The organism is Cryobacterium algoricola (assembly GCF_004402485.1).
Classification (GTDB): Bacteria; Actinomycetota; Actinomycetes; order Actinomycetales; family Microbacteriaceae; genus Cryobacterium; species Cryobacterium algoricola.
In genome coordinates this window covers 1-21,960 of the sequence record NZ_SOFG01000016.1, presented here as the reverse complement: position 1 = coordinate 21,960, position 21,960 = coordinate 1, and the positions used below count along the sequence as shown (strand labels likewise).

The window sequence follows — 21,960 nt, the reverse complement described above, 5'->3', positions numbered from 1 at the left end:
GTAGATGTGATCACCTCGTCCTTCTTTTCTGACTCAAATTGAACTGAGCTTTCGAAGATGGGTGAGGGGTTATGCCTTGGGGCTGACGCCGATTCGACGCCCACGAGTTCCCTGCGCGCCGACGATGATCTCGTCAGGAACGACCTTCCGAAACTCGGCGAGCGTTGTCACGATCTGGCGCGAGTCACCGTTGTTCTTGACTTCGAGGATGACGAGATCTGCGGCTTCTTTCAAAGCTGCGATCTCACCAGGGAGAACGTCGAGCTGCTTGGCTTCGTCGACGGCCTTGTGGTTCCGAACGACCAGCTGCACGAAGTCGTCTTCCGGCGCTTCTGTACCGCTGATATCGCTGACCATCTTTGAAACTCTTGCCATTAGGTCACTTCCAATCAATCTACGAGCGATAGCGGGGTGCTACCACTTGACCCCATTTACACATATCGGAGTGGGTCCGTAAATTGTGGAAATTACAACAGACTTAAACAACAGATGAGCGCATAATAAGCGCCAATGAATAAGTCCTTCAATATGAGTGAATATATGCTCAACTCCACTCAAAAATGCGGAGTGCCTTTGAAACTCAAAAACAAGAATGTCATTCGCTGCATTGTTGCGCTACTTACACCTTCCAACTAATATCTACTCGGTTCGGATCAAACCGAACTTTCTCCCCATCGAGATCATAGATCGGGAGTTTTCTGCTTCCGTTGATCGTGATTGAGTCAATTAACGTATCGATAAGTGCTCGACGCCAACCAAGCGGGCGGGTGTTCCATGCTTCTCGAACCGACTCACCTGCGTGGAGACCCAGTTTGAATGATGATCGGTGGTGCGCATCTAACTCCCGATCAATCCGAGTGATATGACCATCTATGCGATCACGAGCTGATACGAAGTCAGATTTACTGAGAGTGCCATCTGCATAGTCCTCTCGTATCGATACACGGCGAGCGAGTAGGCGGTCGCGCTCCAGGATAAGAGCCTGCACTCCAGTTGTCTCCTGAGCAGCTGCGCTAATCATCGACGAGACGCCCTCAGTATCAAGTCGATAGCAGATAGCTTCCCGAATGAAGTGTTCTAGTGACCCTGATCCTACACAGACGCCGCCACAGCCTTGATGACGATAGGAAGCGGTACTTGAAGCGCATTGGTATGTCGTACGCAGTGGGCGGTCTTTAGAATCCCTCTTAGTCATGCCGCTGAGATAGCTTCCGCACTTGCCACATAAAAGGTATCCAGTAAGGACATACTTCCGGTAGACAGGAACAATACCAAAGCGCTCACGACGACGCTTGACGGCATGTTGAATCGACTCCCATTCATTGGGGGTGAAGATCGGTGTCCAGGTACCTTTGTAGATTTGCCCGCGGAAGTCTCTCAGTCCCCCATTTCTTGGGCGCGTGAGAAGGATTTGGATACCCTCCGCATACCAGCGCTTGCCACTGCGCATGTTGATATTGGCACTATGAAGGGCGTCGGCAATTTCGCCATAAGAACTCCCTGACAAAAATTCCATGCCCATACGGCGAACAATTGGACCCTCAGTGGGATCTAGTGTCATCTGATCAGCTGCATATCCAAATGGACGCGGACCTTTTTTTGGCTTGCCCATTTCAGCGCGCTGAAGCTCCTGAAACTTGCCGCGATCTGATCCAACTCGACTCGAATTGTTCGCGACCGTCACCATAATATTGGCGATCAAGATACCCGTAGGCGTATTTAGGTTGCTAATTCCGGTGACAGAGCTGAATACCAAGCTCGGTTTTGCGTCATACAGCTTGATCACTCGATCAAGATCCGACTGTTGTCTCGCTAGGCGATCAAGATCGTATGTTATGAAGCCATCGATTAGGCCTGATTCCAGGTCGCGCAGAAGGCGTTCGAACTCCGGCCTCACAACATTCCGCTTGAAGGCGCTGAGGTTGTTGTCCGTGTAGTTAGCAACGATTTCCCAGTCATTCTTGAGTGCCATTCTGCGAAGTGCCTTGTGCTGCCTGGCAACCCCAAGAGCCTCCCCCGCTGCGTCCAGGGAGATTCGTGCATATGCCCCTATACGGGGTCTCATCGGGATTTTCGTGCCATTCTGGGCATGATTATGGGGGGTCGGATCGATCGAGTCAATAGCGATGTGTAGAGGGGTCATGTCGTCGAACAGGTTGTCCCAGCGCACAGAACGACGCTAGCTCGGCACACATCGGGCAGCCACGTTATCCACAGGACATATAAGCGCTCGACACCACGGGCATCCGCTGGTTGAGTAGCGAACCTGTACCTCAGCGCCCGGAACCCCCGGAGGAGTCATGAGCGAATCAGTCGGTAAGAGTGAGCAGGCGAGCGCCCGAGCGGAGCGGTTCGCCGACGAAGACTACTTCGGGCTGCAGCCGAGTTCCCGTGGGCAGTTGCCCGACCCCGAGCCGCTGCTCATCAACCTCACCCGCTGCGTGATCGAGGTGCTGTCCGGGGCTCGCGAACTCGACCAGCTCGCGCGCTGGGTGAGCGACGACGTCTACCGTCACCTGCTCAAACGGGTCGTGCTCTCCAACCGGGCACGGGCGATCAAGGGCCTCCAGGCGCAGCGGCCGGCGATCTCCATCGGCAGGGTCACCATCACCGAACCGAGGGACGGCGTGGTCGAGGCCGTCGTCATCGTGCACAGCAAGGTACGGGTGCGCGCGGTCGCGTTACGCCTTGAGGGCCTCGACAATCGCTGGCGGGCCAGCGCGATCAACGTGCTGTGACGGCCGTCTCCGCTGGGGCGGGCGGCTCCGCGACCGGGCCGGTCCCCGTGCCGGGGCTCAGGCCCGCCGCGGGCAGGATCACCCCGTCGATCAGGGAGATCAGGAATTCCCTGTCGATGGTCTTGCTCTCGAACAGGATCCGCATGGAGGCCATGGCGGTGGTCACGGTCGACAGGTTGTCGATGTCGCACGACGGTGAGATCTCGCCGCGCTCGACGGCCCGGCGCAGCAGAAACCGATGCGCGGTCACCCGGGGTTCGACGACGGAGACCCTGGCGGTTTCGGCGAGTTCCGGCGAGTGGGCGAGCAGGGACATCAGACCGGCGATCACCCGGAGCTTCTTCTCGCCGTCCTCGATCGAGTGCGGCTTGATCATGGCGATGAGGTCCCCGCGCAGTGTGCCGGTGTCCGGGAGCTGCGACAGGTTCAGGTCGGCGTTCTTCATGCACGCGACCGCGTCGATGACGAGTTCGCCCTTCGAGGGCCACCGCCGGTAGAGGGTGGCCTTGCCCGCCTTCGCCCTGGTCGCGACCATGTCGATGGTCATGCCGTCGTACCCGCACTCGGCAAGCACGTCGACGGCTGCGGCGAGGATGTCCGGATCGCGGGTGTGATCCCGTCTCCGTCCGAGCTTCACGGGCTCCGTCTCCTCGGCGGGGTTCTCCACGGCGGGGTTCTCCACGGCGGGATCGAGCTGCGTCTTCGCCACACTCACCACTTTCTGATCGAGACCTTCTGATCGAATGTTACCCGGAGGTAAATTCAGGAACTGTTAAGATCCGGAACTCCACAGTATCGTATATAGTCGCCTTCATGCCAAAGACTTCCACTACTTCATCCCCTCTGACGAGCACGCCCGTGCCGCACTCCCGGCGCTGGTGGACCCTCAGCACCGTCGCCCTCGCCCAGCTCATGGTCGTGCTCGATTCGACCGTGGTCAACATCGCCCTGCCCTCCGCGCAGACCGACCTCGGCTTCTCCAACGGAGACCGCCAGTGGATCATCACCGCCTATTCGCTCGCCTTCGCGAGCCTCCTCCTGCTCGGCGGACGGCTGTCCGACCTCATCGGCCGGAAGCGCACCTTCATCATCGGCCTCATCGGCTTCGCCGCCGCCTCGGCGCTCGGCGGTGCGGCTGGCACGTTCGGGCTGCTCGTCGGCGCCCGCGCCCTGCAGGGCGCGTTCGGCGCCCTGCTCGCCCCGACCGCCCTCGCCGTCCTCACGACGACGTTCACCATCCCGAAGGAGCGCGCCCGCGCATTCGGGATCTTCGGAGCGATCGCCGGTGCCGGCGGCGCCGTCGGCCTGCTGCTCGGCGGCTTCCTCACCCAGAACCTCGACTGGCGCTGGAACCTCTACATCAATATCCCCATCGCCGTGATCGGGGTGATCGGCGCGATCGTCTTCGTCGACCACCTCGAACGCACCGGCCCGCGCCCGAAGCTCGACATCCCCGGCACCATCCTGGTCTCCGGAGCACTCTTCGGCCTCGTCTACGGCTTCTCCAACGCCGAGACCGACGGCTGGGACTCGCCGCTGACCTGGGGCATGCTCTCGGGGTCTGTCGTGCTTCTCGTCGCGTTCGTGCTGTGGCAACGCCGCGCCGCGCATCCGCTGCTGCCGCTCGCGATCGTGCTCGACCGCAACCGCGGCGCCGCGTACCTGTCTGTGCTGATTGCGGGTGCAGGCATGTTCGGCATCTTCCTGTTCGTCACGTACTACCTGCAGGTCTCGCTGCGCTACACCCCGATCCAGACCGGCCTCTCCTTCCTGCCGATGATCGCGATGCTCGTTGTCTCGGCCCAGCTGTCGACGAACATCTTCGTGCCCCGGTTCGGCCCGAAGATCATGGTGCCCTTCGGCATGACGCTCGGCGCACTCGGAATGATCTACCTGACCCACCTCGACCTGAACAGCACCTACGCCGCCGACGTGCTGCCGCCGCTGATGATCCTCGGCTTCGCGATGGGCTCGATCATGCCCGCCTCGATGCAGACGGCGACGCTCGGCGTCGACCGCCAGTTCGCCGGGGTCGCCTCCGCAATGGTGAACACGAGCCAGCAGGTCGGCGGGTCGATCGGCACCGCGCTACTCAACACGCTCGCCGCGACCGCTGCGACCAACTTCCTGGCCGCGAACACCCCGCTCACCGCCGCGGTGGCCGCGGATGCCGCGATCCACAGTTACGCCGTCGCGTACTGGTGGGGCGCCGGCTTCTTCGCCTTCGGCGCCGTCCTCGCGGGGCTGCTCTTCCGGAGGATGGGCCATGGCGTATCGCTCTCGAACCCGCACGGCACCCCTGCGGCCGCACCCGCCGAGGCTCCGCTCCCGGTGCATTAGGCACTCCCACCCCGCACTCCGCACCACCACCGCCGCCCCGTACCCCAAGGTACGGGGCGGCTTACGTATTCCGGCCCGCAGGGTGTTCCGAATTCAGGAGTTGCGCCGATTCGTCACTCGTCGGTCGCACTGGTCCGGCACATCCGCACCGCCGGCCGCGCGTACTCCTGAATTCGGAACACAACAGGGCGGGGCGGCGGATGCGGCGGGCGGGGCCGGCGCGCAGAAAGGCCGGGTCCCCTGGGACCCGGCCTTTCGGTGTGCAGCGGGTGGTGCTACTTCTTGCCCTGGGCCCGACGCTCGGCGCGGTTCACCGGAACGGCCGGCGTGCCGGAGTCGCGCTGGCCGAACGCGCCGCGACGGGGAGGACCTGCGGGTGCCGCGGTCTCGGCCGCCGGGACGTCTCCAGCGTTCGCGTCCGTCTCGGCCCGGCGGGCACGATCGGTCGCGGCCTGCTGGATCTGGCCACGCTGGTTGCGCACCTCGACTCCACCGGAATCGCTCGGTGCGGTGTAGCTGAGCTTGTCGGCGCCGGAATCCTCACCGGGGGTGAGGCCCTTCGCGACAACGACCGGCGCGGCGACGGCATCGGGCGCCTGGTTGACCTCGACCTCGAGGTTGAACAGGAAGCCGACGGTCTCCTCGCGGATCTGCCCCATCATCTGCTGGAACATGGCGAAACCCTCGCGCTGGTACTCAACGAGCGGGTCGCGCTGGGCCATCGCGCGGAGGCCGATGCCGTCCTTGAGGTAGTCCATCTCGTAGAGGTGCTCGCGCCAGCGACGGTCGATCACGGAGAGCACGACCCGGCGTTCGAGTTCGCGCATGGCCGGGGAGCCGAGGGTGCCCTCGCGCTTCTGGTAGGCGACCTTGGCGTCGGAGAGGATCTCCCTGCGCATGAAGTCGCGGTTGATCCTGCCGCGGTTGCCGGCCTCGGAGATGACCTCGTCGATGGTGATGCCGACGGGATAGAGGGTCTTGAGCTCGGTCCACAGGGCGTCGAAGTCCCAGTCGTCGCCGTTGCCCTCTCCGGTGTGCACGGTGAGGACCTCGTCGATCACGTCTTCGAGGAAGCGCTGGGTGCGTTCGTGGAGGTCGTCGCCCTCGAGGATGTGGCGACGGTCGCCGTAGATCGCTTCGCGCTGGCGGTTGAGCACGTCGTCGTACTTGAGCACGTTCTTGCGGATCTCGGCGTTGCGGCCTTCGACCTGCGACTGGGCAGAGCGGATGGCGCGACTCACGACCTTGGATTCGATCGCCATGTCGTCGGGGACGCCCTGGCGGCTCATCAGGCTCTCGGCGGCTCCCGCGTTGAAGAGGCGCATCAGGTCGTCGGTCAGCGACAGGTAGAAACGGCTCTCGCCCGGGTCGCCCTGACGTCCGCTGCGCCCGCGGAGCTGGTTGTCGATGCGGCGCGACTCGTGACGCTCGGTGCCGAGCACGTAGAGGCCGCCGGCCTCGACGACCTTCTCGGCCTCCTCGGAGACCTTCGCCTTGACTCCGGCGAAGACGTCGTCCCATTCGGTCTCGTATTCGTCGGGCGTCTCGATGGGGCTGAGGCCCTTGGCGTTCATCTCGGCGACGGCGAGGAATTCGGCGTTGCCGCCGAGCATGACGTCCGTGCCACGGCCGGCCATGTTCGTGGCGACCGTGACGGAGCCGAGACGACCGGCCTGGGCGACGATCGCGGCTTCCCGCGCGTGGTTCTTCGCGTTGAGCACCTCGTGGCGGACACCGCGCTTGGCGAGCAGCCGGGAGAGGTATTCGCTCTTCTCGACGCTCGTCGTTCCGACGAGGACCGGCTGGCCCTTCTCGTGCCTGCCGACGATGTCCTCGACGACCTGGCCGAACTTGGCCTCCTCGTTCTTGTAGACGAGGTCGGACTGGTCGATGCGCTTCATCGGCTTGTTGGTGGGGATCGAGACCACGCCGAGCTTGTACGTGCTCATGAACTCGGCGGCCTCGGTCTCTGCGGTTCCGGTCATGCCGGACAGCTTCGAGTAGAGGCGGAAGTAGTTCTGCAGGGTCACGGTCGCGAGGGTCTGGTTCTCGGCCTTGACCGCGACACCCTCCTTCGCCTCGATGGCCTGGTGGATGCCCTCGTTGTAGCGGCGGCCCATCAGGATGCGACCGGTGTGCTCATCGACGATGAGAACCTCGCCGTTCATCACGACGTAGTCCTTGTCCTTCTTGAACAGGGCGTTCGCCTTGATCGCGTTGTTCAGGAACGAGATCAGCGGGGTGTTCGCCGATTCGTAGAGGTTGTCGATGCCGAGGTAGTCCTCGACTTTTTCGATGCCGGGTTCGAGCACGCCGACGGTGCGCTTCTTCTCGTCGACCTCGAAGTCGACCTCGGGAACGAGCCGCTTGGTCAGGCTCGCGAACTCGGTGAACCAGCGGTTCGCCTCTCCCGATGCCGGACCGGAGATGATCAGCGGGGTGCGGGCCTCGTCGATCAGGATCGAGTCGACCTCGTCGACGATCGCGTAGTAGTGGCCGCGCTGGACCATGTCGGCCGCCTGCCACGCCATGTTGTCGCGCAGGTAGTCGAAGCCGAACTCGTTGTTCGTGCCGTAGGTGATGTCCGCGAGGTACTGGTCGTGCCGCTGCGCGGGGGTCTGGCCGGAGAGGATGCACCCGGTGGTCATGCCGAGGGCGCGGAACACGCGGCCCATCAGCTCGCTCTGGTAGCTCGCGAGGTAGTCGTTCACGGTGATGATGTGCACACCGCGGCTCGTGATGGCGTTGAGGTACGCCGCGGTGGTCGCGACGAGCGTCTTGCCCTCGCCGGTCTTCATCTCCGCGATGTTGCCGAGGTGCAGGGCCGCCCCGCCCATGAGCTGCACGTCGAAGTGACGCAGTCCCAGTGTGCGGGTCGAGGCCTCGCGCACGGCGGCGAACGCCTCCGGCAGCAAGTCGTCGAGCGACTCGCCGTTCGAGTAGCGTTCCCGCAGCACGACGGTTTCGTTCTTCAGCTCCTCGTCGGTGAGCTGGCTGAAGTCTTCTTCCAGCGCATTGATGGCTTTCGCATACTGCTCAAGACGACGCAGGACGCGTCCTTCACCAACACGAAGAACCTTTTCAAGGATTGAGGCCACGAATGCACTCCACTAGTCACGGCGCCGTTACGCCTGTCGTCTCGGTGAGATGAACCAGGGTCTGGCTGCTCACGCGACGGATTGAACCACGCCGGCACTGTTGTGCGCCGGTGTGCGGCAACTATAACAATGCTAGTTGGTCAGGGAGTGCACTCGACGGCCTACCGGACGCCTTACTCGGCGGCGACCCGCAACTCCTCGCTGTTCTCATCGAGTTCGATGACCCCGTAGTCCCAGCCCTTGCGGCGGTAGACCACGCTCGGCCGGTTCGTCTCGGAGTCCTGGAACAGGTAGAAGTCGTGCCCGACGAGTTCCATGAAGTACAGGGCGTCGTCGACGGTCATCGGGGCAGCGGAGAAGACCTTGCGGCGGATGACGACCGGCGTGTACACCTCGTCCACTTCCTCCTCTGCGACGATCGCTGCAGCGGCGGCCTCGGACTCGGTGGGGTGGATCACCCGGATGACACCGGTGCGCACCTCGTCGAGGGTTTCGGCGTCGGCCGGCTTGATGTCGACGACGCTGAAGTCCACGGATGCCGCGTCATGCAGCGACGTGGGCCGGTGCGCTCCGCCACGGTGCAGCTTCTGGCGGTCCTTGGCGCGGCGAACGCGCTCGAGGAGCCGTCCGAGTGCAACGTCGAAGGCAGCGTACTTGTCCGACCCGTCCGCTTCGGCGCGGACGATGGGCCCCTTCCCGATCAGGGTCAGCTCGACCCTGTCGTTGCCGGTGGCTGAACCCTTTTCGCGGTTCCGGCTGAGCTTGACTTCGAGGGCGAGGGCCTTGTCGGCGAGGCCGGCAATCTTCTCGGCCTTTTCCGACGCATATGACCGGAAACGATCAGTGATCCCCAGGTTTCGTCCGACGATGTTAGTTTCCATGACGACCTCCAGATCTGGCGAACCGCCCGGTGCCGGGCGATTGTTGCGCGCCTTTAGCTCCACCGTAGCCCTGCCCGGCGGAGAAGTCACCGCAATTTGTCAATCCGTTTCCGATGAACGGTGTGTGACCGGATGGCGTCTCCGGGTTTCCGCGAGAGCGGCGCCACCGACGACCTCTCCCCCGGCGGCGAGGATGGCCCGCCGGGCTTCGAGGAGGGTGGCGCCCGTCGTGACGATGTCGTCGACGAGGAGGCAGCGTACCCCGGTCAGGGGGCGCACGGCGCGGAGCGACCCGTCCCGGTTCCTGGCCCGCGCGGCACGGTCGAGCCCGACCTGGTCGGCGGTCTCCCTGCTGGTGAGCACCCGGCTCGGTGCGAGTCCGGCCCGGCGGAGCAGGAGGTCGACGGGCAGGAATCCGCGTGCCCGCCAGGCGCGCCGCGACGAGGGAATCGTGACGAGGTGGATGCCCGCGTCCGGGTGCCGGCCGCGGCCCGGTTCCAGGGTGCCTCGGGGCTCCACAGCACCGTGCGGCTGCACAGCGGCGAGCGCGGCCACGACGGCGGCCAGGAGCGGAGGGGCGAGCGCGGCGGCGGCATCCGTTCGCCCGCCGTCCTTGAAGCTCGCGATCACGCGCCTCGGCACGCCGGAATAGTCGAGCCCCGCCCAGACCCGCAGGCCGCCACGCTCGGTCACGCGCACGGCGGGCGCTAGGCGGGCGCGGCAGGCCGCACAGAGCGCGGAGTCCGGCACCCCGCATCCGCTGCACGCCGTGGGCAGGAGAACGGCCCACGCGTCCAGGACGGCCCGCCGCGCGGCTCGTGCCGTTCGTTCCGCGCCGGTCCTCGTCATGCCCCCAGACTCGCCGGCCCGCCGCGGGCGGGTGACCGCCGGCGCACACCGGTGGGCGCGCGGTCCGGCGCCGGCCTGTTGAGGACAGGCCCGCTGCTACCCGCCGATTCCCTGCTGGGTGGCCACAAGCGTCACGTCGTCGATGCGCTCCTGCCAGCCGACTCCGCGCTGCATCATCAGGCTGCCCGTTGCGACGAGTGCGCGCACGTCCCGCACGGTGTTGCTGCCCGTGATCGTGGTGCTGCCCGGTGCCGACTCGATGCTCGAGCTGACTCCGCCGAGCTGCTGGGTCACGATCCGGTCCTCGCCGGACGGGAGAGCGACGAGATAGGCGACCGCGAGCTCGTCGATCCAGGTGGCGTCGAGCGGGGTGCCCGGAACGGACTGGAGCTGGACCTCGTCGCCGAGGGCGACAGGGACGGATTTGTCCCGCTTGATCGAGACGACCACGAAGCGGGTCTCCGTTCCGGAGGTGAGCAGCGCGATCAGCCGGGTGCCGTCCCTGGACACGCGCAGCGCCACGATTCCGGATGCCTCCGGCCAGGAGGTCGGTACGGCCGTCGCATCCCCGTTCGGGCCGTACACGAACAGCTCACCCGGACGGCTCGCGGGCACGGACCAGACGTAGCCGAAGTTGTCGACGGCCGGCGCGATGAGGCCCGGCCGCGGATCGAGCAGCTTCGCGACCTCGCCGACCCGCACGGCGGAGACCCCGGTCGCGGCCCGCGCCGCCGCGACAGTCTGCCCCGGAGAAAGGGTGACCGCCGTCGGTCCGAGCGCGACGACCTGGTCGGAGAGCCCGGGAATCGGGGTGACGGTCTTGCCTGCGGCCGAGAGGAATCCGAAGGCGCCCTGCCGGAGCACGAGCGCCCGGGCGTCCACCCGCGGGTTGACGATCGGGGCGTTGGCGCCGAGGTCGCCGATGTCCTGGGAGTTCTGGTTGATCGAGATCGTGACGGTGATGCCCGTGGGGAGGCTGCTCATGAGCTGCGCCCGCATCCGCTGCAGGGTGACCCGGTCTGCGTTCAGGGCTTCGCCGTTGAGATCGACCTTCGCGTCGCGCGACACGACCTGCACGGCATCCGCGGTGAGCTTGGTCCCGTCAGGGAAGGCGGTGACGACGGCTCCGCTCAGCCACGGGCTCGGCCCGTGCAGCACGCCGTTGACGATCTTGGTCAGGGTGGCGCCCCCACGCGGGAACCAGCGCAGGTCGGGCACCAGGAACGCGAAACTCGAGTCGAAGAAATAGAGGGCCTGAGGGCTGAACACGTCGGTGAACGTGGTCTGGTCGACGACGGTGCCGTTCGGAGCCGCGCTGATCCGCCACTGGTCGCCGATCTTCTGGAACTGGTAGCGCAGCACGACGGGCGCGGGCGACTCGACCTCGTGGTATTCGCCGATCGCGTCGACGTCGGCAACGGGATTCACCGAGAACTGCATGGTCTGGGAGTCGACCGGGATGATGGTGCGGGCCGTCCCGTCGTCGACCGTGACCCCGGCGTCTGCCGCCCAGGATCCGTTGAAACCGGGGGCGAGGAATTCGCGGGCGATCGCGTAGTCGTTCTCCGGGCTGGTCTGGGCGTCGATGAAACCGCGCAGGATGCCTTCCTGGCTGGCATTGGCCTGCGGGTGCGACGGAAGGAAGACGGGTGCGGGGTTGTCCCCGGCCGCGACCTCCTGCCCGGTGCGCACGCTCCCGCTCCGGGGTATCCCCGAGCATCCGCTGAGCAGGACTGCGAGCACGAGCAGGGCGGCGAGCGCGCCCCCACGGGTTGCCCGGTCGGCCCGGTTCGCCCGGGTCGCCCGGGTCGCCCGGTTCGCCCGGTTCGCCCGGCGGATGCCGCCGTCCTGGTCAGTCATGGACCGCTCCCTCACCGTGTTGGGCACCCTTGATCCCGGCCCTGCCGACCTCGCCGACCGTGAGGCGCGGCAGCGTGCCGTCGGACCCGGCGTCCTCCGGCGGCAACGGGCTCGGCGAGCTCGCGATCTCGCCACGCGCGGTCCGCGGCAGGGTCAGCCGGAAGCACGAGCCCTTCCCCGGGCTCGACCAGACCTGGAGCCAGCCGCGGTGCACCGTCGCATCCTCGAGGGAGATCGAGAGGCCGAGACCTGTGCCGCCGATGGTGCGCTTGCGGGACGGGTCGGCCCGCCAGAACCGGTCGAAGACGTGGTTGACGTCGACCTGGCTCATGCCGAGGCCATAGTCGCGCACCGACAGCGCCACGGCGGTCTCGTTGCTGTCGACCGAGACGATGACGGGCTTGCCCTCGCCGTGCTCGATCGCGTTGCCGATCAGGTTGTGCATGATCCGGCGGATGCGACGGGGATCGACCTCCGCGTCGAGGTGCCCTCCCGGTGCGACGAGATTGAGCCGGGTGCCCTTGGATTCGGCCAGCGACCGCAGGCCCTCGACGGCGTCGGCGGCGAGGTGCACGAGGTTCGTCGGCTCGGCCTCGAGTTCCACGGACCCGGCGTCGTACTTGCTGATCTCGAGCAGGTCCGCGAGCAGGAGTTCGAACCGTTCGACCTGGGCGTGCAGCAGTTCCGCGGTGCGGCCCGTCGCCGGGGGGAAGCCCGACCGCTGGTCGTAGAGCATGTCGCCGGCCAGCCGGATCGTCGTCAGCGGGGTGCGCAGTTCGTGCGACACGTCGGAGACGAAACGCTGCTGCACCTCGGACAGGTCGGCGAGCTCCTTGATCTGGCTCTGCAGGCTGTCCGCCATCCCGTTGAACGACCGGGCGAGGGTCGTGATGACATCGTCGCCCTTGACGGGCAGCCGCACGCCGAGGTCTCCCGAGGCCAGCCGCTGGCTGGTCTCGGCCGCCACCCGGATCGGAGTCACCACGAAGCGCACGACGATCCAGGTCACCGCACCGATCAGGACGATGAGCAGGAGCCCGGCAACGCCGAGGGTCCGCTGCACGAACTGCAGCGTCGTTTCCGCCTCACCGAGGTTGTAGCCGATGTAGAGCTCGTACCGTCCGGCGACGGGGACGGTGATCTGCGAACCGACGACGATCCCGGCGACCTGGCCGTCGTCATCCGTCGAGAGGGCCACCGACTGCCAGAACTGGGTGCCCGGCGCGCCCTGTACAGCGGTGCGCAGCTCGGGCGAGATGACCTCGGTCGAGTCGCCGAACGTCGAGAAGTCCTGGGGCGCGGCGGTCGACGGGTCCTGGCCGGGAACCCGGAACACCGCGACAAGTCGGCTCGAGGACGCCGCGGAGATCGCGCTGCGCGCCGAGGCCAGCAGGCTCTGCACCTGGACGCGGTCCGCAGCGTCCGAGGAGTCCAGGATGCCCTGGGCCGCGCTCGTCGCCCGGTTCGAGTCGAGCTCGACCTGGCCGAGCCGGGACTGGAACAGGTCGTTGCCGACGCTCACCGAGACATACACGCCGACCATGACGATGGCGATGCCGGACAGCACGACGGTGATCGTCACGGTGCGGAACTGCAGCGAGGAACGCCATTTGCGAAGCAGGCGGGCTCGCCAGGACCTCCAGTCACGCCAGTCCTGCCACCTGCTGCGCCATGTCCGGGCAAACCCGGTCGGTTCGGCCATGCGGAGCCTAGATGGCCGCGCCGGCCCGGTACCCGACACCGCGAACCGTCATCACGATGCGGGGGTTGTCCGGGTCGTCCTCGACCTTGGCGCGGAGGCGCTGCACGTGCACGTTCACGAGCCGGGTGTCGGCCTTGTAGTGGTAACCCCACACCTGTTCGAGCAGCATCTCCCGAGTGAACACCTGCTGGGGGCGGGACGCGAGGGTGAGGAGGAGATCGAATTCGAGTGGGGTCAGGCCGATCTGCCGGTCGCCGCGGCGCACCTCGTGCCCGGCGGCGTCGACGGTGAGGTCGCCGATCGAGAGGTTCGCCGGAGACTCCGTGGACACCGGACGCAGTCGGGTGCGGATCCGGGCGACGAGTTCCTTGGGGTTGAACGGTTTGACCATGTAGTCGTCCGCGCCGGATTCGAGGCCCTTGACCACATCCGTCGTATCGGTGCGCGCAGTGAGCATGATGATCGGCGTTCCCGATTCGGCGCGGATCAGGGTGCACACCTCGATCCCGTCGAGACCGGGCAGCATCAGGTCGAGCAGGACCAGGTCGGGTTTGATCGTCCGGAATGCGTCGAGCGCGAGCGAGCCGTCCTCGCAGAAGTAAGGGTCGAAGCCTTCACCCTGCAGCACAATGCCGATCATTTCCGCCAGCGCGGTGTCGTCGTCGACGACCAAAATGCGTGCGTTCATCCAACCGTTTTCCGCTTAGGTCACCGGGGGGAATACTCCCGGTGAGTCGTGCAATCACTGACACCAGAGTAGTCGAGGGGGGCTGGCATTGCCCGTCGCGCCCGTTTCGATGCCGAGTATGCCAGCATAGGTCTCGTGACGGACCCGCAGAACTGGCACGCACCGACAGGTGACGCGAACGATCGACCGCGATACGGCGAATACGCGCCGCCGCCGGCGTCCGGTGCGCCGCAAGCCTGGGGCCCCCCTCCCGCGTGGACCCCGCCGCCGCGCCCTGGCCTCCTCCCGCTGCGACCTCTCGGCTTCGGTTCCCTGCTCTGGGCGCCCTTCCAGGTGCTCAGGCGCAATCCCAAGGCCACCTTCGGCAGCGCACTCCTCGTGCAGGGCGCGATCCTGCTGGTCACCCTGCTGATCGTCGGCCCGGTGACGCTGCTCGCCCTCGGCAGGGTCGACAGCGCCCCGCTCGCGGACAGGGACGCGGTCGAGGCCGGCGCCAACCTCACCATCGTGTTGTCGGCGATCGTGCCGATCCTGCTCTCCGTGATCGCCTCCGCGCTGCTCCAGGGCATCATCGTCGTCGAGGTCTCCCGTGCCATGCTCGGCCAGAAGCTCCGGCTCGGCCAGCTGTGGCGGGTTGCGGGCCGGCGCCTCTGGCCCCTCGCCCTCTGGGCGGCCATCCTCAGCGGCGCCCTCATCGCCGGCCTCGCCATCGTCGCCGGTGTCGTCGTCGTGTGCGTGCTGCTCGGGGGAGCAGGCGTCGTCTTCGGGATCATCTTCGGCATCCTCGGCGGGCTCGGCATCCTCGCGCTCTCGGCCTGGCTGACCACGAAGACCTCCCTCGTCCCGAGCCTGATCGTGCTCGAGCGCCTCGGAATCGGGGCGTCCATCGCCCGATCGTGGTCGCTCACGAGGGGCTACTTCTGGCGCACGCTCGGGGTCCAGTTCCTCGTGGCCCTGATTGTGAACATCGTCTCCCAGATCGTCTCGACGCCGCTGTCGCTGCTCGGCGGGGTCGCGATCTCGCTCATCAACCCGACCGGCGCCATCGACTCGTGGATCCCGGTGATCGTGATCTACGTGCTGACCATTATCGTGAGCCTCGTGCTCGGGGCCGTCGCAGCGGTCGTCCAGTCCGGCACGACCGCGCTCATCTACATCGACCTGCGGATGCGCAAGGAAGGCCTCGACCTCGACCTCCAGCGCTTCGTCGAGTCCGCCCCCGGCAGCGCCACCGACGACCCGTACCTGATCCCGGCCGGGCGGATGCCGGCGGCCCCGCAGTCATGACCGGTGCGGGGGGAACGTGGGCTGGGCAGCTCCTGGCGAGCATCCCGGTCGATCCCGATGCCCCGACGGCCACGGCCTGGTTGCGCGACGAGCTCGCCAAGCCGCCGTACCAGGCCGCGCGGCCGACCTGGTTCGACAGGGTCAGCAAGGCCTTCTTCGACTGGTTCAGCTCCCTCGGCGCCCCATCCGGGGCGGGCCTCGGGCCCTGGGTTCCCCTCGTCGTGACGCTCGTGATCGTCGCCGTCGTCGTCGTGGCCGTGCTCGTCTTCGGGTTGCCGCGGTGGAACCGCCGCAGTGCCCTGCAGCACGACCTGTTCGGCAGGAACGACGCCCGGTCCGCCGACGAGTTGCGCAGGGCTGCGCTGTCCGCAGCGTCGCATAAGGACTGGAATCTCGCCATCAGCGAGATGTTCCGGGCCCTGGCCAGGTCGCTCGTCGAACGCACGGTGCTCTTCTCCACTCCCGGCACGACCGCGCACAGCTTCGCCGAGCGGGCGGCAACGGCGTTCCCCGAGGAGCGAGTCAGCCTGCGGACGGCGGCCGACCTTTTCGACGGCGTGCGCTACCTCGGCGCGGCCGGCACCGAGTCCGGCTTCCTGTCGCTCGCCGCACTCGAGAGCGCCCTGCGCACGCGGACGCCCACGAGCCGCGAAGACCCGGCGCAGACGGCAACGCAGTGACCACGCTCGCGGGCACCGACGCGGTTGCGACGACTCCGACCCTGCGCGCCGCCGCACGACGCTCCCGGTTCTGGGTGCTCGCCGGCGTCGGCGCCCTGCTCGTCGCCATCGCCGCGACGCTACTCGCGGGTGCCGGTTCGGGCGGGGGAACCCCGCTCGCGGCCGACAACGCCGCACCGGCGGGCGCCCGAGCCCTCGCCGAGGTACTGCGCCAGCAGGGCGTGCACCTCACGACGGCGAAAACGCTCGACGAGGCTCGCACGCTCGCCGCAGCGAGCGCGGATCCGACCCTGTTCTTCACGGACCCGAACGGCTACCTGTCGAACGACCAGCTCTCGACCTTGGCTGGCCTCGCGCCCCGCACGGTCGTGGTCGCCCCCGATTTCCTCCTGCTCCAGACGCTGGCGCCGTCCGTCGGGTTCGGCGGGGTCGCCGACAGCTTCGACGGGCCGGGCGCCCGCTGCGACCTCCCCGCCGCGATCCGGGCGGGCGGCGTCGCCCCCGGCGGGAAGACGCTCAGCCTCCCCGCCGACTCCGCGGAACGCGGTTGCTTCCCCTCCGGTCGGGGCTCCTTCGCCGTCGTCGAAGTGGCCCTGCCGTCGACGGAGCTCACCCTCGTCGCCGATGACGGCATCTTCAGCAATGAGGAGATCACGGCATCCGGTCACGCTGCGCTCGCACTCGGCCTGCTCGGGGCGAGCGCCGACCTGATCTGGTACCAGCCGACCCTGGCGGATGTCGCGGTGACCGGCCCGCCGAGCCTCGGCGAGTTGACGCCGGGCTGGGTCACGCCCTCGATCCTGCTGTTCGCGGTCGTCTTCCTCGCCGCGGCCGTATGGCAGGGCAGGCGACTGGGGCCGCTCGTCGCCGAGAACCTGCCGGTGATCGTGCGCGCGAGCGAGACGATGGAAGGCAGGGCCCGCCTCTACGCCCGCAGCAACGCGCGCCTCCGAGCCCTCGATTCCCTGCGGGTCGCCACCGTCCAGCGTCTCGCGACCCGGGTCGGGCTGTCGAGGCTCGCGAGCCTCGACGACATCGTGCTCGCCGTGTCCGCGCTGACCGGGCGCGACCCTGCCGAGGTGCGCTTCGTCCTCGTCGACGGAGTCCCGGCCAGGGACCGGGACCTCATCGCCCAGTCCGACCTGCTCCAGGACCTCGAGCGAGCCGTGATCGACGCGAGCGGCCTGCCGGCGACCGCGGCCGCATCCGCCGCGCCCCCTGCCTCCCCTCCTGCCACCACCACTGCCACTGACACACCCACCGCCCCCGGAAGAATGGACCTATGAGCACACCGACCGACACCATCGTTTCGCTCCGGGAATCGCTCGCGCAGGTTCGCACCGAGGTCGGCAAGGCCGTCGTCGGCCAGGACGGCGCCGTGACGGGGCTCATCATCGCCCTGCTCGCGCGCGGCCACGTGCTGCTCGAAGGCGTGCCGGGCGTCGCCAAGACCCTGCTGGTGCGCTCGCTCAGCCAGGCGCTCAGCCTCGAGACGAAACGGGTCCAGTTCACACCGGACCTGATGCCGGGCGATGTCACCGGGTCGCTCATCTACGACGCGCGGGCCGGCGAGTTCGAATTCCGGAAGGGGCCCGTGTTCACGAACATCCTGCTCGCGGACGAGATCAACCGGACACCGCCGAAGACCCAGTCGGCGCTCCTCGAGGCCATGGAGGAACGCCAGGTCAGCGTCGACGGCCGGACGCTGCCGCTGCCGGACCCGTTCATCGTCGCCGCGACGATGAACCCGATCGAATACGAGGGCACGTACTCGCTGCCCGAGGCGCAGCTCGACCGGTTCCTGCTCAAGCTCGTGCTCGACATTCCGGACCGCGACGCGGAATTCGAGGTGCTCCGCCGCCACGCCGCCGGCTTCAGCCCCCGCGACCTCACCGCGGCCGGCGTGACCGCCGTGCTCGGGGCAGAGCAGCTCACGGCCGCGCAGGCAGCGGTCATGGAGGTCGGCTCGAGCGCCGACGTGCTCGCCTACATCGTCGACCTCGCCCGCGCGACCCGGCGCAGCCCCTCCGTCAAGCTCGGCGTGAGCCCCCGCGGAACGACCGCGCTGCTCGCGGCCACGAAGGCCTGGGCCTGGCTCAGCGGCTACGACTCGATCACCCCCGACCATGTGCAGGCGATGGTCCTCCCGGTCTGGCGGCACCGGATCCAGCTTCAGCCGGAGGCCGAACTCGAGGGCGTCGCCGTCGACGCCATCCTGCGGAGCGTACTCCAGCAGGTCCAGGTTCCGATCTAAGGTGACAGTCTCCGGTCGGTTCACGTTGCTCGTCGCCCTCGGCGTCGTGCCGATCGTGCTGCTCGGAAGCAGCCCGGCGGTCGCAGGCGGCATCCTCGCCCTGTGGCTGCTGCTCTCGGTCGGGTTGGGCGTGCTCGACCTCGCCCTGGCCGGCTCCCCCCGGGCCGTGCGACTCGAACGCAGCCTTCCGACGCGGGTGCGCCTCGGCGAGACGCTGACGAGCCTGCTCTACATCACCAATTCCGGCCCGCGCCGGCTCAGGGCTCTCGTGCGGGATGCCTGGCAACCGTCGGCCGGCGCCGGCAACAACCGCACGTCCCTGACCGTCCCGGCCGGGGAACGCCGGCTCGTCTCCCTCCCGCTGACCCCGTTCCGGCGCGGCGAACGCCGGGTGGACCGGGTCACGATCCGCTCGTACGGACCGCTCGGCCTGTGGGCGCGCCAGGCGACGCTCGAGGCGCCGGGGCGCATCCGTGTCCTGCCGCCCTTCAACGCCCGGAAACACCTGCCCTCGCGCATCACCCGGCTCAAGGAACTCGACGGACGCACGAGCCTGCTCGTGCGCGGACAGGGCACCGAGTTCGACTCGCTGCGGGAGTATGTACGCGGCGACGACGTGCGCTCGATCGACTGGCGGGCGACGGCGCGGCACCACGACGTGGTCGTGCGTACCTGGCGCCCGGAGCGCGACCGGAGGGTGGTCATCGTGATCGACACGGGACGCACTTCTGCGGCGCGGATCGACAACGAGACCAGGCTCGACACGGCGTTCGAGGCCGCGCTGCTCCTCGCCGCCCTCGCCTCGAAGGCCGGAGACCGTGTCGACATGATCGCCTTCGACCGCCGCGTGCGTGGCCGGGTCCAGGGTGCCCAGGGCGCCGAACTGCTCTCGCGGATGGTCGACACGCTCGCGGTGATCGACCCCGAACTCCTCGAAATGGACTGGGCGGGAGTCCCCGCCCAGGTGCGGGCCATCACGAGCCAGCGCGCCCTCGTCGTGCTGCTGACCTCGATCGATGCCGCGGGCGCGTCGACGGCTCTGCTCGCCGTGCTGCCCCAGCTGACCCGTCGCCACACCGTCGTCGTGGCGTCGGTCACCGACCCGACGACGCTGCAGGCGACCCACGAACGCGCCGACCGGGAACAGGTCTATCGGGCCGCCGCCGCCGAGCGGGCGCTGCTCGACGTCGCCAGGGTCGCCGCGGCCATCCGCCAGCAGGGGGCCGACGTGGTCACCGGGCCGCCGGCAGAGCTGCCGCCCCGCCTCGCGGACCACTACCTCGCCCTGAAGCTCGCCGGCCGCCTCTAGCCCGCTCCCCTGCCCGCCTGCCGCCGATATGACTGCGTTCCCCGAACGCGCCCCCTGTCTCGTGCGCCACCTGCGCCGTTCCGCGCCAGGCGTGCCTGGCGCGAAGCGGCGCGATTGGTGCGTGACGCGGAGGCGAGCGGATGCAGCCCTCAGGACGCGTAGATCCGGGTGCTGCCGGCCTCGAACTCGCCGATGTCGCCCGTCTGGCCGGCACGTGCGGCCCGTCGACCGAGCACGAGCATGTAGGTCAGGAACGCGCAGAGCGCGGCGAAGCCGATGCCGATTTTGACCGGCCACGGCCACGGCGCCGGGGTCACGAAGCCCTCGATCACACCGGAGACCAGCAGCACGAAAACGAGTCCGATCGCGACCGTCGCGAGGGCCCGGGAATCCTCCGCGAGAGCCTGCCCGCGGGAACGACCGCCCGGCGCGATCCACGACCAGAAGATGCGGAGCCCCGCTGCCGCTGCGACGAAGATCGCGGTGAGCTCCAGCATCCCGTGCGGTGCGATGTAGAGGAAGAACACGTCGCCCTTGCCGTACGCGAACAGGACCGCTGCCGTCGTACCGATGTTCTGGGCGTTCGAGAGCACGATGTACGGCACGTAGAGGCCGAGGATGCCGAAGGCCACGCACTGCGCGGCGATCCAGGCATTGTTCGTCCAGACCTGGCCGGCGAACGATGCTGCGGGGTTCGCGGAGTAGTAGTCGATGAAGTCCGAGTTCACGAGCTGTTGCAGCTGGGCGTCGGAGCCGAGGTTGGCGAGCACGCGAGGATCGCCGGTGATCCAGACCGCGTAGAGCGTGGCGACCGCGATCGTCACGACCGCGACGGAGAGCGTGAGCCAGCGCAGGCGGTAGAGCGCGGCGGGCAGTTGCAGCACGAAGAATCGGGGCACCTGGGACACGACGTTGGCGCCGACTCCGGTGAAGCGCAGCCGGGCCCTGGACAGTGCGACGGAGAGCCGGTCGCCCGGAATCGTAGAGCCCGCGGTGCTCTTGATCGCGGACAGCTGGGTGGCCCCGGACTGGTACAGCCCGATCAGCTCGTCGGACTGCGCGCCGGAGAGTCGCCGCTCCCTGCCGAGCTCGGCGAGGCGGTCCCACTGGGCGCGGTGCGCCGTTGAATATGCGTCGAGGTCCATCTGCTCTAATAGTAGACATGGCACACCCCGGAAACGCGGCGGATCAGGGAGAAAGTTCTCCCTATGAGTACGAACTCGTCACTGGCGAGGCGGTCGCCCTTGATGTGCGGCCGGCGAGTTTCGTCCTGCGCGCAGCCGGCACCATCATCGACTGGCTCGCCTATCTCGGTTTCTTCGTGGGACTCGTCTTCGCCGTCGACTTCGTCATGGGCGACGCCCTGGACCCCGCGCTCACCCAGGCGCTGGCGATTGCGGGGCTCGCGTTCTCGATCCTCGTCCTCCCGACCGTCGTGGAGACCGTGACCGGTGGCCGCTCGCTCGGCAAGCTCGCGATCGGCGCCCGCATCGTGCGCGACGACGGTGGATCCATCCAATTGCGGCACGCCTTCACTCGGGCGTTGATCGGGATCTTCGAGATCTACCTCACCTTCGGCGGTCTCGCGGCGACGACAGCCCTGCTCAACGGCAAGTCCAAGCGCCTCGGCGACCTGATGGCCGGCACCTACAGCCAGTACGAACGGGTGGCGCGGTTCGACGAGCCGGTCCTCGGTCTTCCGCCAGAGCTCGCTACGTGGTCGTACACCGTCGATGTTGTGCGGCTACCCGACCGGCTGTCCCGGCGCATCGCCCAGTTCCTCCGCCAGTCGGCACGACTCACCCCGGAGACGCGCGTGCGCGTCGCGAGGGACCTCGCGGCCGAAGCGATGCCCTTCGTCTCCCCGGTTCCCGCCGTCGCCCCCGAGGTGTTCCTGGCGGGCGTCGCCGCCGTGCGCCGCAGCCGCGAGTATGCGGCACTCCTCCTCGAGCGCGAGCGCCTCGAGCGCCTCCGTCCGGTCCTCACGCGCCTCCCGCACGACTTCCCCAACCGCTGAGCGGATGCCGCCGCGCGCGCTGTGCCCTTCGGCCTGCGCGCCACTTCCGCCGCTTCGCGCCCCGCATGCCTGGTGCGGAGCGGCGGTGTTGTAGCGCGGCCTTGATGCGGGGCCGGCGGGTGGTGGTGGGTGCGCGCTGTGGGTCGGGTGCGTGTCGTGGGTTAAAGCAGAAAAGCCACCCCGTGGGGTGGCTTTTCTGGTGTTTCTAAGTTAAGTCCGGCGGTGTCCTACTCTCCCACAGGGTCCCCCCTGCAGTA

The 21,960-nt window shown here is 67.5% G+C and carries 18 protein-coding genes; 8 read left to right on the top strand and 10 right to left on the bottom strand.

Annotation, left to right across the window (positions count from 1 at the left end; genetic code table 11):
• Window positions 1-69: 69 nt before the first annotated feature.
• Window positions 70-357 carry a hypothetical protein gene (locus E3O44_RS12505; protein WP_134535110.1) on the bottom strand — a complete coding sequence of 96 codons (288 nt, stop codon included), beginning with the start codon at window positions 355-357 and terminating at the stop codon, window positions 70-72.
• 262 nt (window positions 358-619) lie between these two features.
• On the bottom strand, window positions 620-2,065 hold the full coding sequence (locus tag E3O44_RS12500) for a recombinase family protein (RefSeq protein ID WP_241976312.1): 1,446 nt from the start codon (window positions 2,063-2,065) through the stop codon (window positions 620-622).
• A 235-nt stretch (window positions 2,066-2,300) separates the two neighbouring features.
• Between E3O44_RS12500 and E3O44_RS12495 the strand changes: the two genes are divergently transcribed.
• Window positions 2,301-2,738, top strand: a complete 438-nt coding sequence (locus tag E3O44_RS12495; RefSeq protein ID WP_241976305.1) for an Rv3235 family protein — start codon at window positions 2,301-2,303, stop codon at window positions 2,736-2,738.
• On the opposite strand, the gene E3O44_RS12490 is transcribed toward E3O44_RS12495, so the two are convergent.
• Window positions 2,725-3,447 (bottom strand): TetR/AcrR family transcriptional regulator, encoded by a 723-nt coding sequence (locus tag E3O44_RS12490; RefSeq protein ID WP_241976304.1) that lies wholly within the window; start codon window positions 3,445-3,447, stop codon window positions 2,725-2,727. The two genes, E3O44_RS12495 and E3O44_RS12490, sit on opposite strands and share 14 nt — an antisense overlap.
• A 104-nt stretch (window positions 3,448-3,551) precedes the next feature.
• On the opposite strand from E3O44_RS12490, the gene E3O44_RS12485 reads away from it, so the two are divergent.
• Window positions 3,552-5,078 (top strand): MFS transporter, encoded by a 1,527-nt coding sequence (locus tag E3O44_RS12485; protein ID WP_134535108.1) that lies wholly within the window; start codon window positions 3,552-3,554, stop codon window positions 5,076-5,078.
• 275 nt (window positions 5,079-5,353) lie between these two features.
• On the opposite strand, the gene secA is transcribed toward E3O44_RS12485, so the two are convergent.
• From secA to mtrA, 6 genes are all read right to left on the bottom strand, one after another.
• Window positions 5,354-8,176: a preprotein translocase subunit SecA gene (gene secA / locus E3O44_RS12480; RefSeq protein ID WP_134535107.1), complete on the bottom strand. Its 2,823-nt coding sequence runs from the start codon at window positions 8,174-8,176 to the stop codon at window positions 5,354-5,356.
• 173 nt (window positions 8,177-8,349) lie between these two features.
• A complete protein-coding gene (gene hpf, locus E3O44_RS12475) occupies window positions 8,350-9,057 on the bottom strand; it encodes a ribosome hibernation-promoting factor, HPF/YfiA family (RefSeq protein ID WP_134535106.1) in 708 nt (235 codons plus the stop codon).
• Window positions 9,058-9,156: 99 nt separating this feature from the next.
• Entirely contained in the window at window positions 9,157-9,906 is a 750-nt protein-coding gene (locus tag E3O44_RS12470) for a ComF family protein (protein ID WP_134535105.1), read from the bottom strand.
• 96 nt (window positions 9,907-10,002) lie between these two features.
• The gene (locus E3O44_RS12465) at window positions 10,003-11,766 is read right to left on the bottom strand and encodes an LpqB family beta-propeller domain-containing protein (protein ID WP_134535104.1); all 1,764 of its coding nucleotides are present in this window, start codon (window positions 11,764-11,766) and stop codon (window positions 10,003-10,005) included.
• On the bottom strand, window positions 11,759-13,468 hold the full coding sequence (mtrB, locus tag E3O44_RS12460; RefSeq protein WP_134535103.1) for an MtrAB system histidine kinase MtrB: 1,710 nt from the start codon (window positions 13,466-13,468) through the stop codon (window positions 11,759-11,761). Before mtrB ends, E3O44_RS12465 begins: the two co-directional genes overlap by 8 nt.
• A 7-nt stretch (window positions 13,469-13,475) precedes the next feature.
• Entirely contained in the window at window positions 13,476-14,156 is a 681-nt protein-coding gene (mtrA, locus tag E3O44_RS12455; RefSeq protein WP_134535102.1) for an MtrAB system response regulator MtrA, read from the bottom strand.
• Window positions 14,157-14,291: 135 nt separating this feature from the next.
• On the opposite strand from mtrA, the gene E3O44_RS12450 reads away from it, so the two are divergent.
• From E3O44_RS12450 to E3O44_RS12430, 5 genes are read left to right on the top strand one after another with little or no spacing between them, the layout of a single operon-like run.
• Complete coding sequence (locus tag E3O44_RS12450; RefSeq protein WP_134535101.1) at window positions 14,292-15,443, top strand: DUF7847 domain-containing protein; 1,152 nt, start codon at window positions 14,292-14,294, stop codon at window positions 15,441-15,443.
• Window positions 15,440-16,123, top strand: coding sequence for a DUF4129 domain-containing protein (locus tag E3O44_RS12445; protein WP_134535100.1), 684 nt, complete (start codon window positions 15,440-15,442; stop codon window positions 16,121-16,123). Before E3O44_RS12450 ends, E3O44_RS12445 begins: the two co-directional genes overlap by 4 nt.
• Window positions 16,120-17,409 carry a DUF4350 domain-containing protein gene (locus E3O44_RS12440; protein WP_134535099.1) on the top strand — a complete coding sequence of 430 codons (1,290 nt, stop codon included), beginning with the start codon at window positions 16,120-16,122 and terminating at the stop codon, window positions 17,407-17,409. Before E3O44_RS12445 ends, E3O44_RS12440 begins: the two co-directional genes overlap by 4 nt.
• Window positions 17,406-18,377: an AAA family ATPase gene (locus E3O44_RS12435; RefSeq protein WP_134535098.1), complete on the top strand. Its 972-nt coding sequence runs from the start codon at window positions 17,406-17,408 to the stop codon at window positions 18,375-18,377. The genes E3O44_RS12440 and E3O44_RS12435 overlap by 4 nt, the downstream gene beginning before the upstream one ends.
• A 1-nt stretch (window position 18,378) precedes the next feature.
• A complete protein-coding gene (locus E3O44_RS12430) occupies window positions 18,379-19,686 on the top strand; it encodes a DUF58 domain-containing protein (RefSeq protein WP_134535097.1) in 1,308 nt (435 codons plus the stop codon).
• 149 nt (window positions 19,687-19,835) lie between these two features.
• Here the strand turns inward: E3O44_RS12430 and E3O44_RS12425 are convergent, their stop codons facing one another.
• Window positions 19,836-20,831 (bottom strand): stage II sporulation protein M, encoded by a 996-nt coding sequence (locus E3O44_RS12425; protein ID WP_134535096.1) that lies wholly within the window; start codon window positions 20,829-20,831, stop codon window positions 19,836-19,838.
• A gap of 17 nt (window positions 20,832-20,848) precedes the next feature.
• On the opposite strand from E3O44_RS12425, the gene E3O44_RS12420 reads away from it, so the two are divergent.
• Window positions 20,849-21,703: an RDD family protein gene (locus E3O44_RS12420; protein WP_134535095.1), complete on the top strand. Its 855-nt coding sequence runs from the start codon at window positions 20,849-20,851 to the stop codon at window positions 21,701-21,703.
• The last annotated feature ends 257 nt before the right edge of the window (window positions 21,704-21,960 follow it).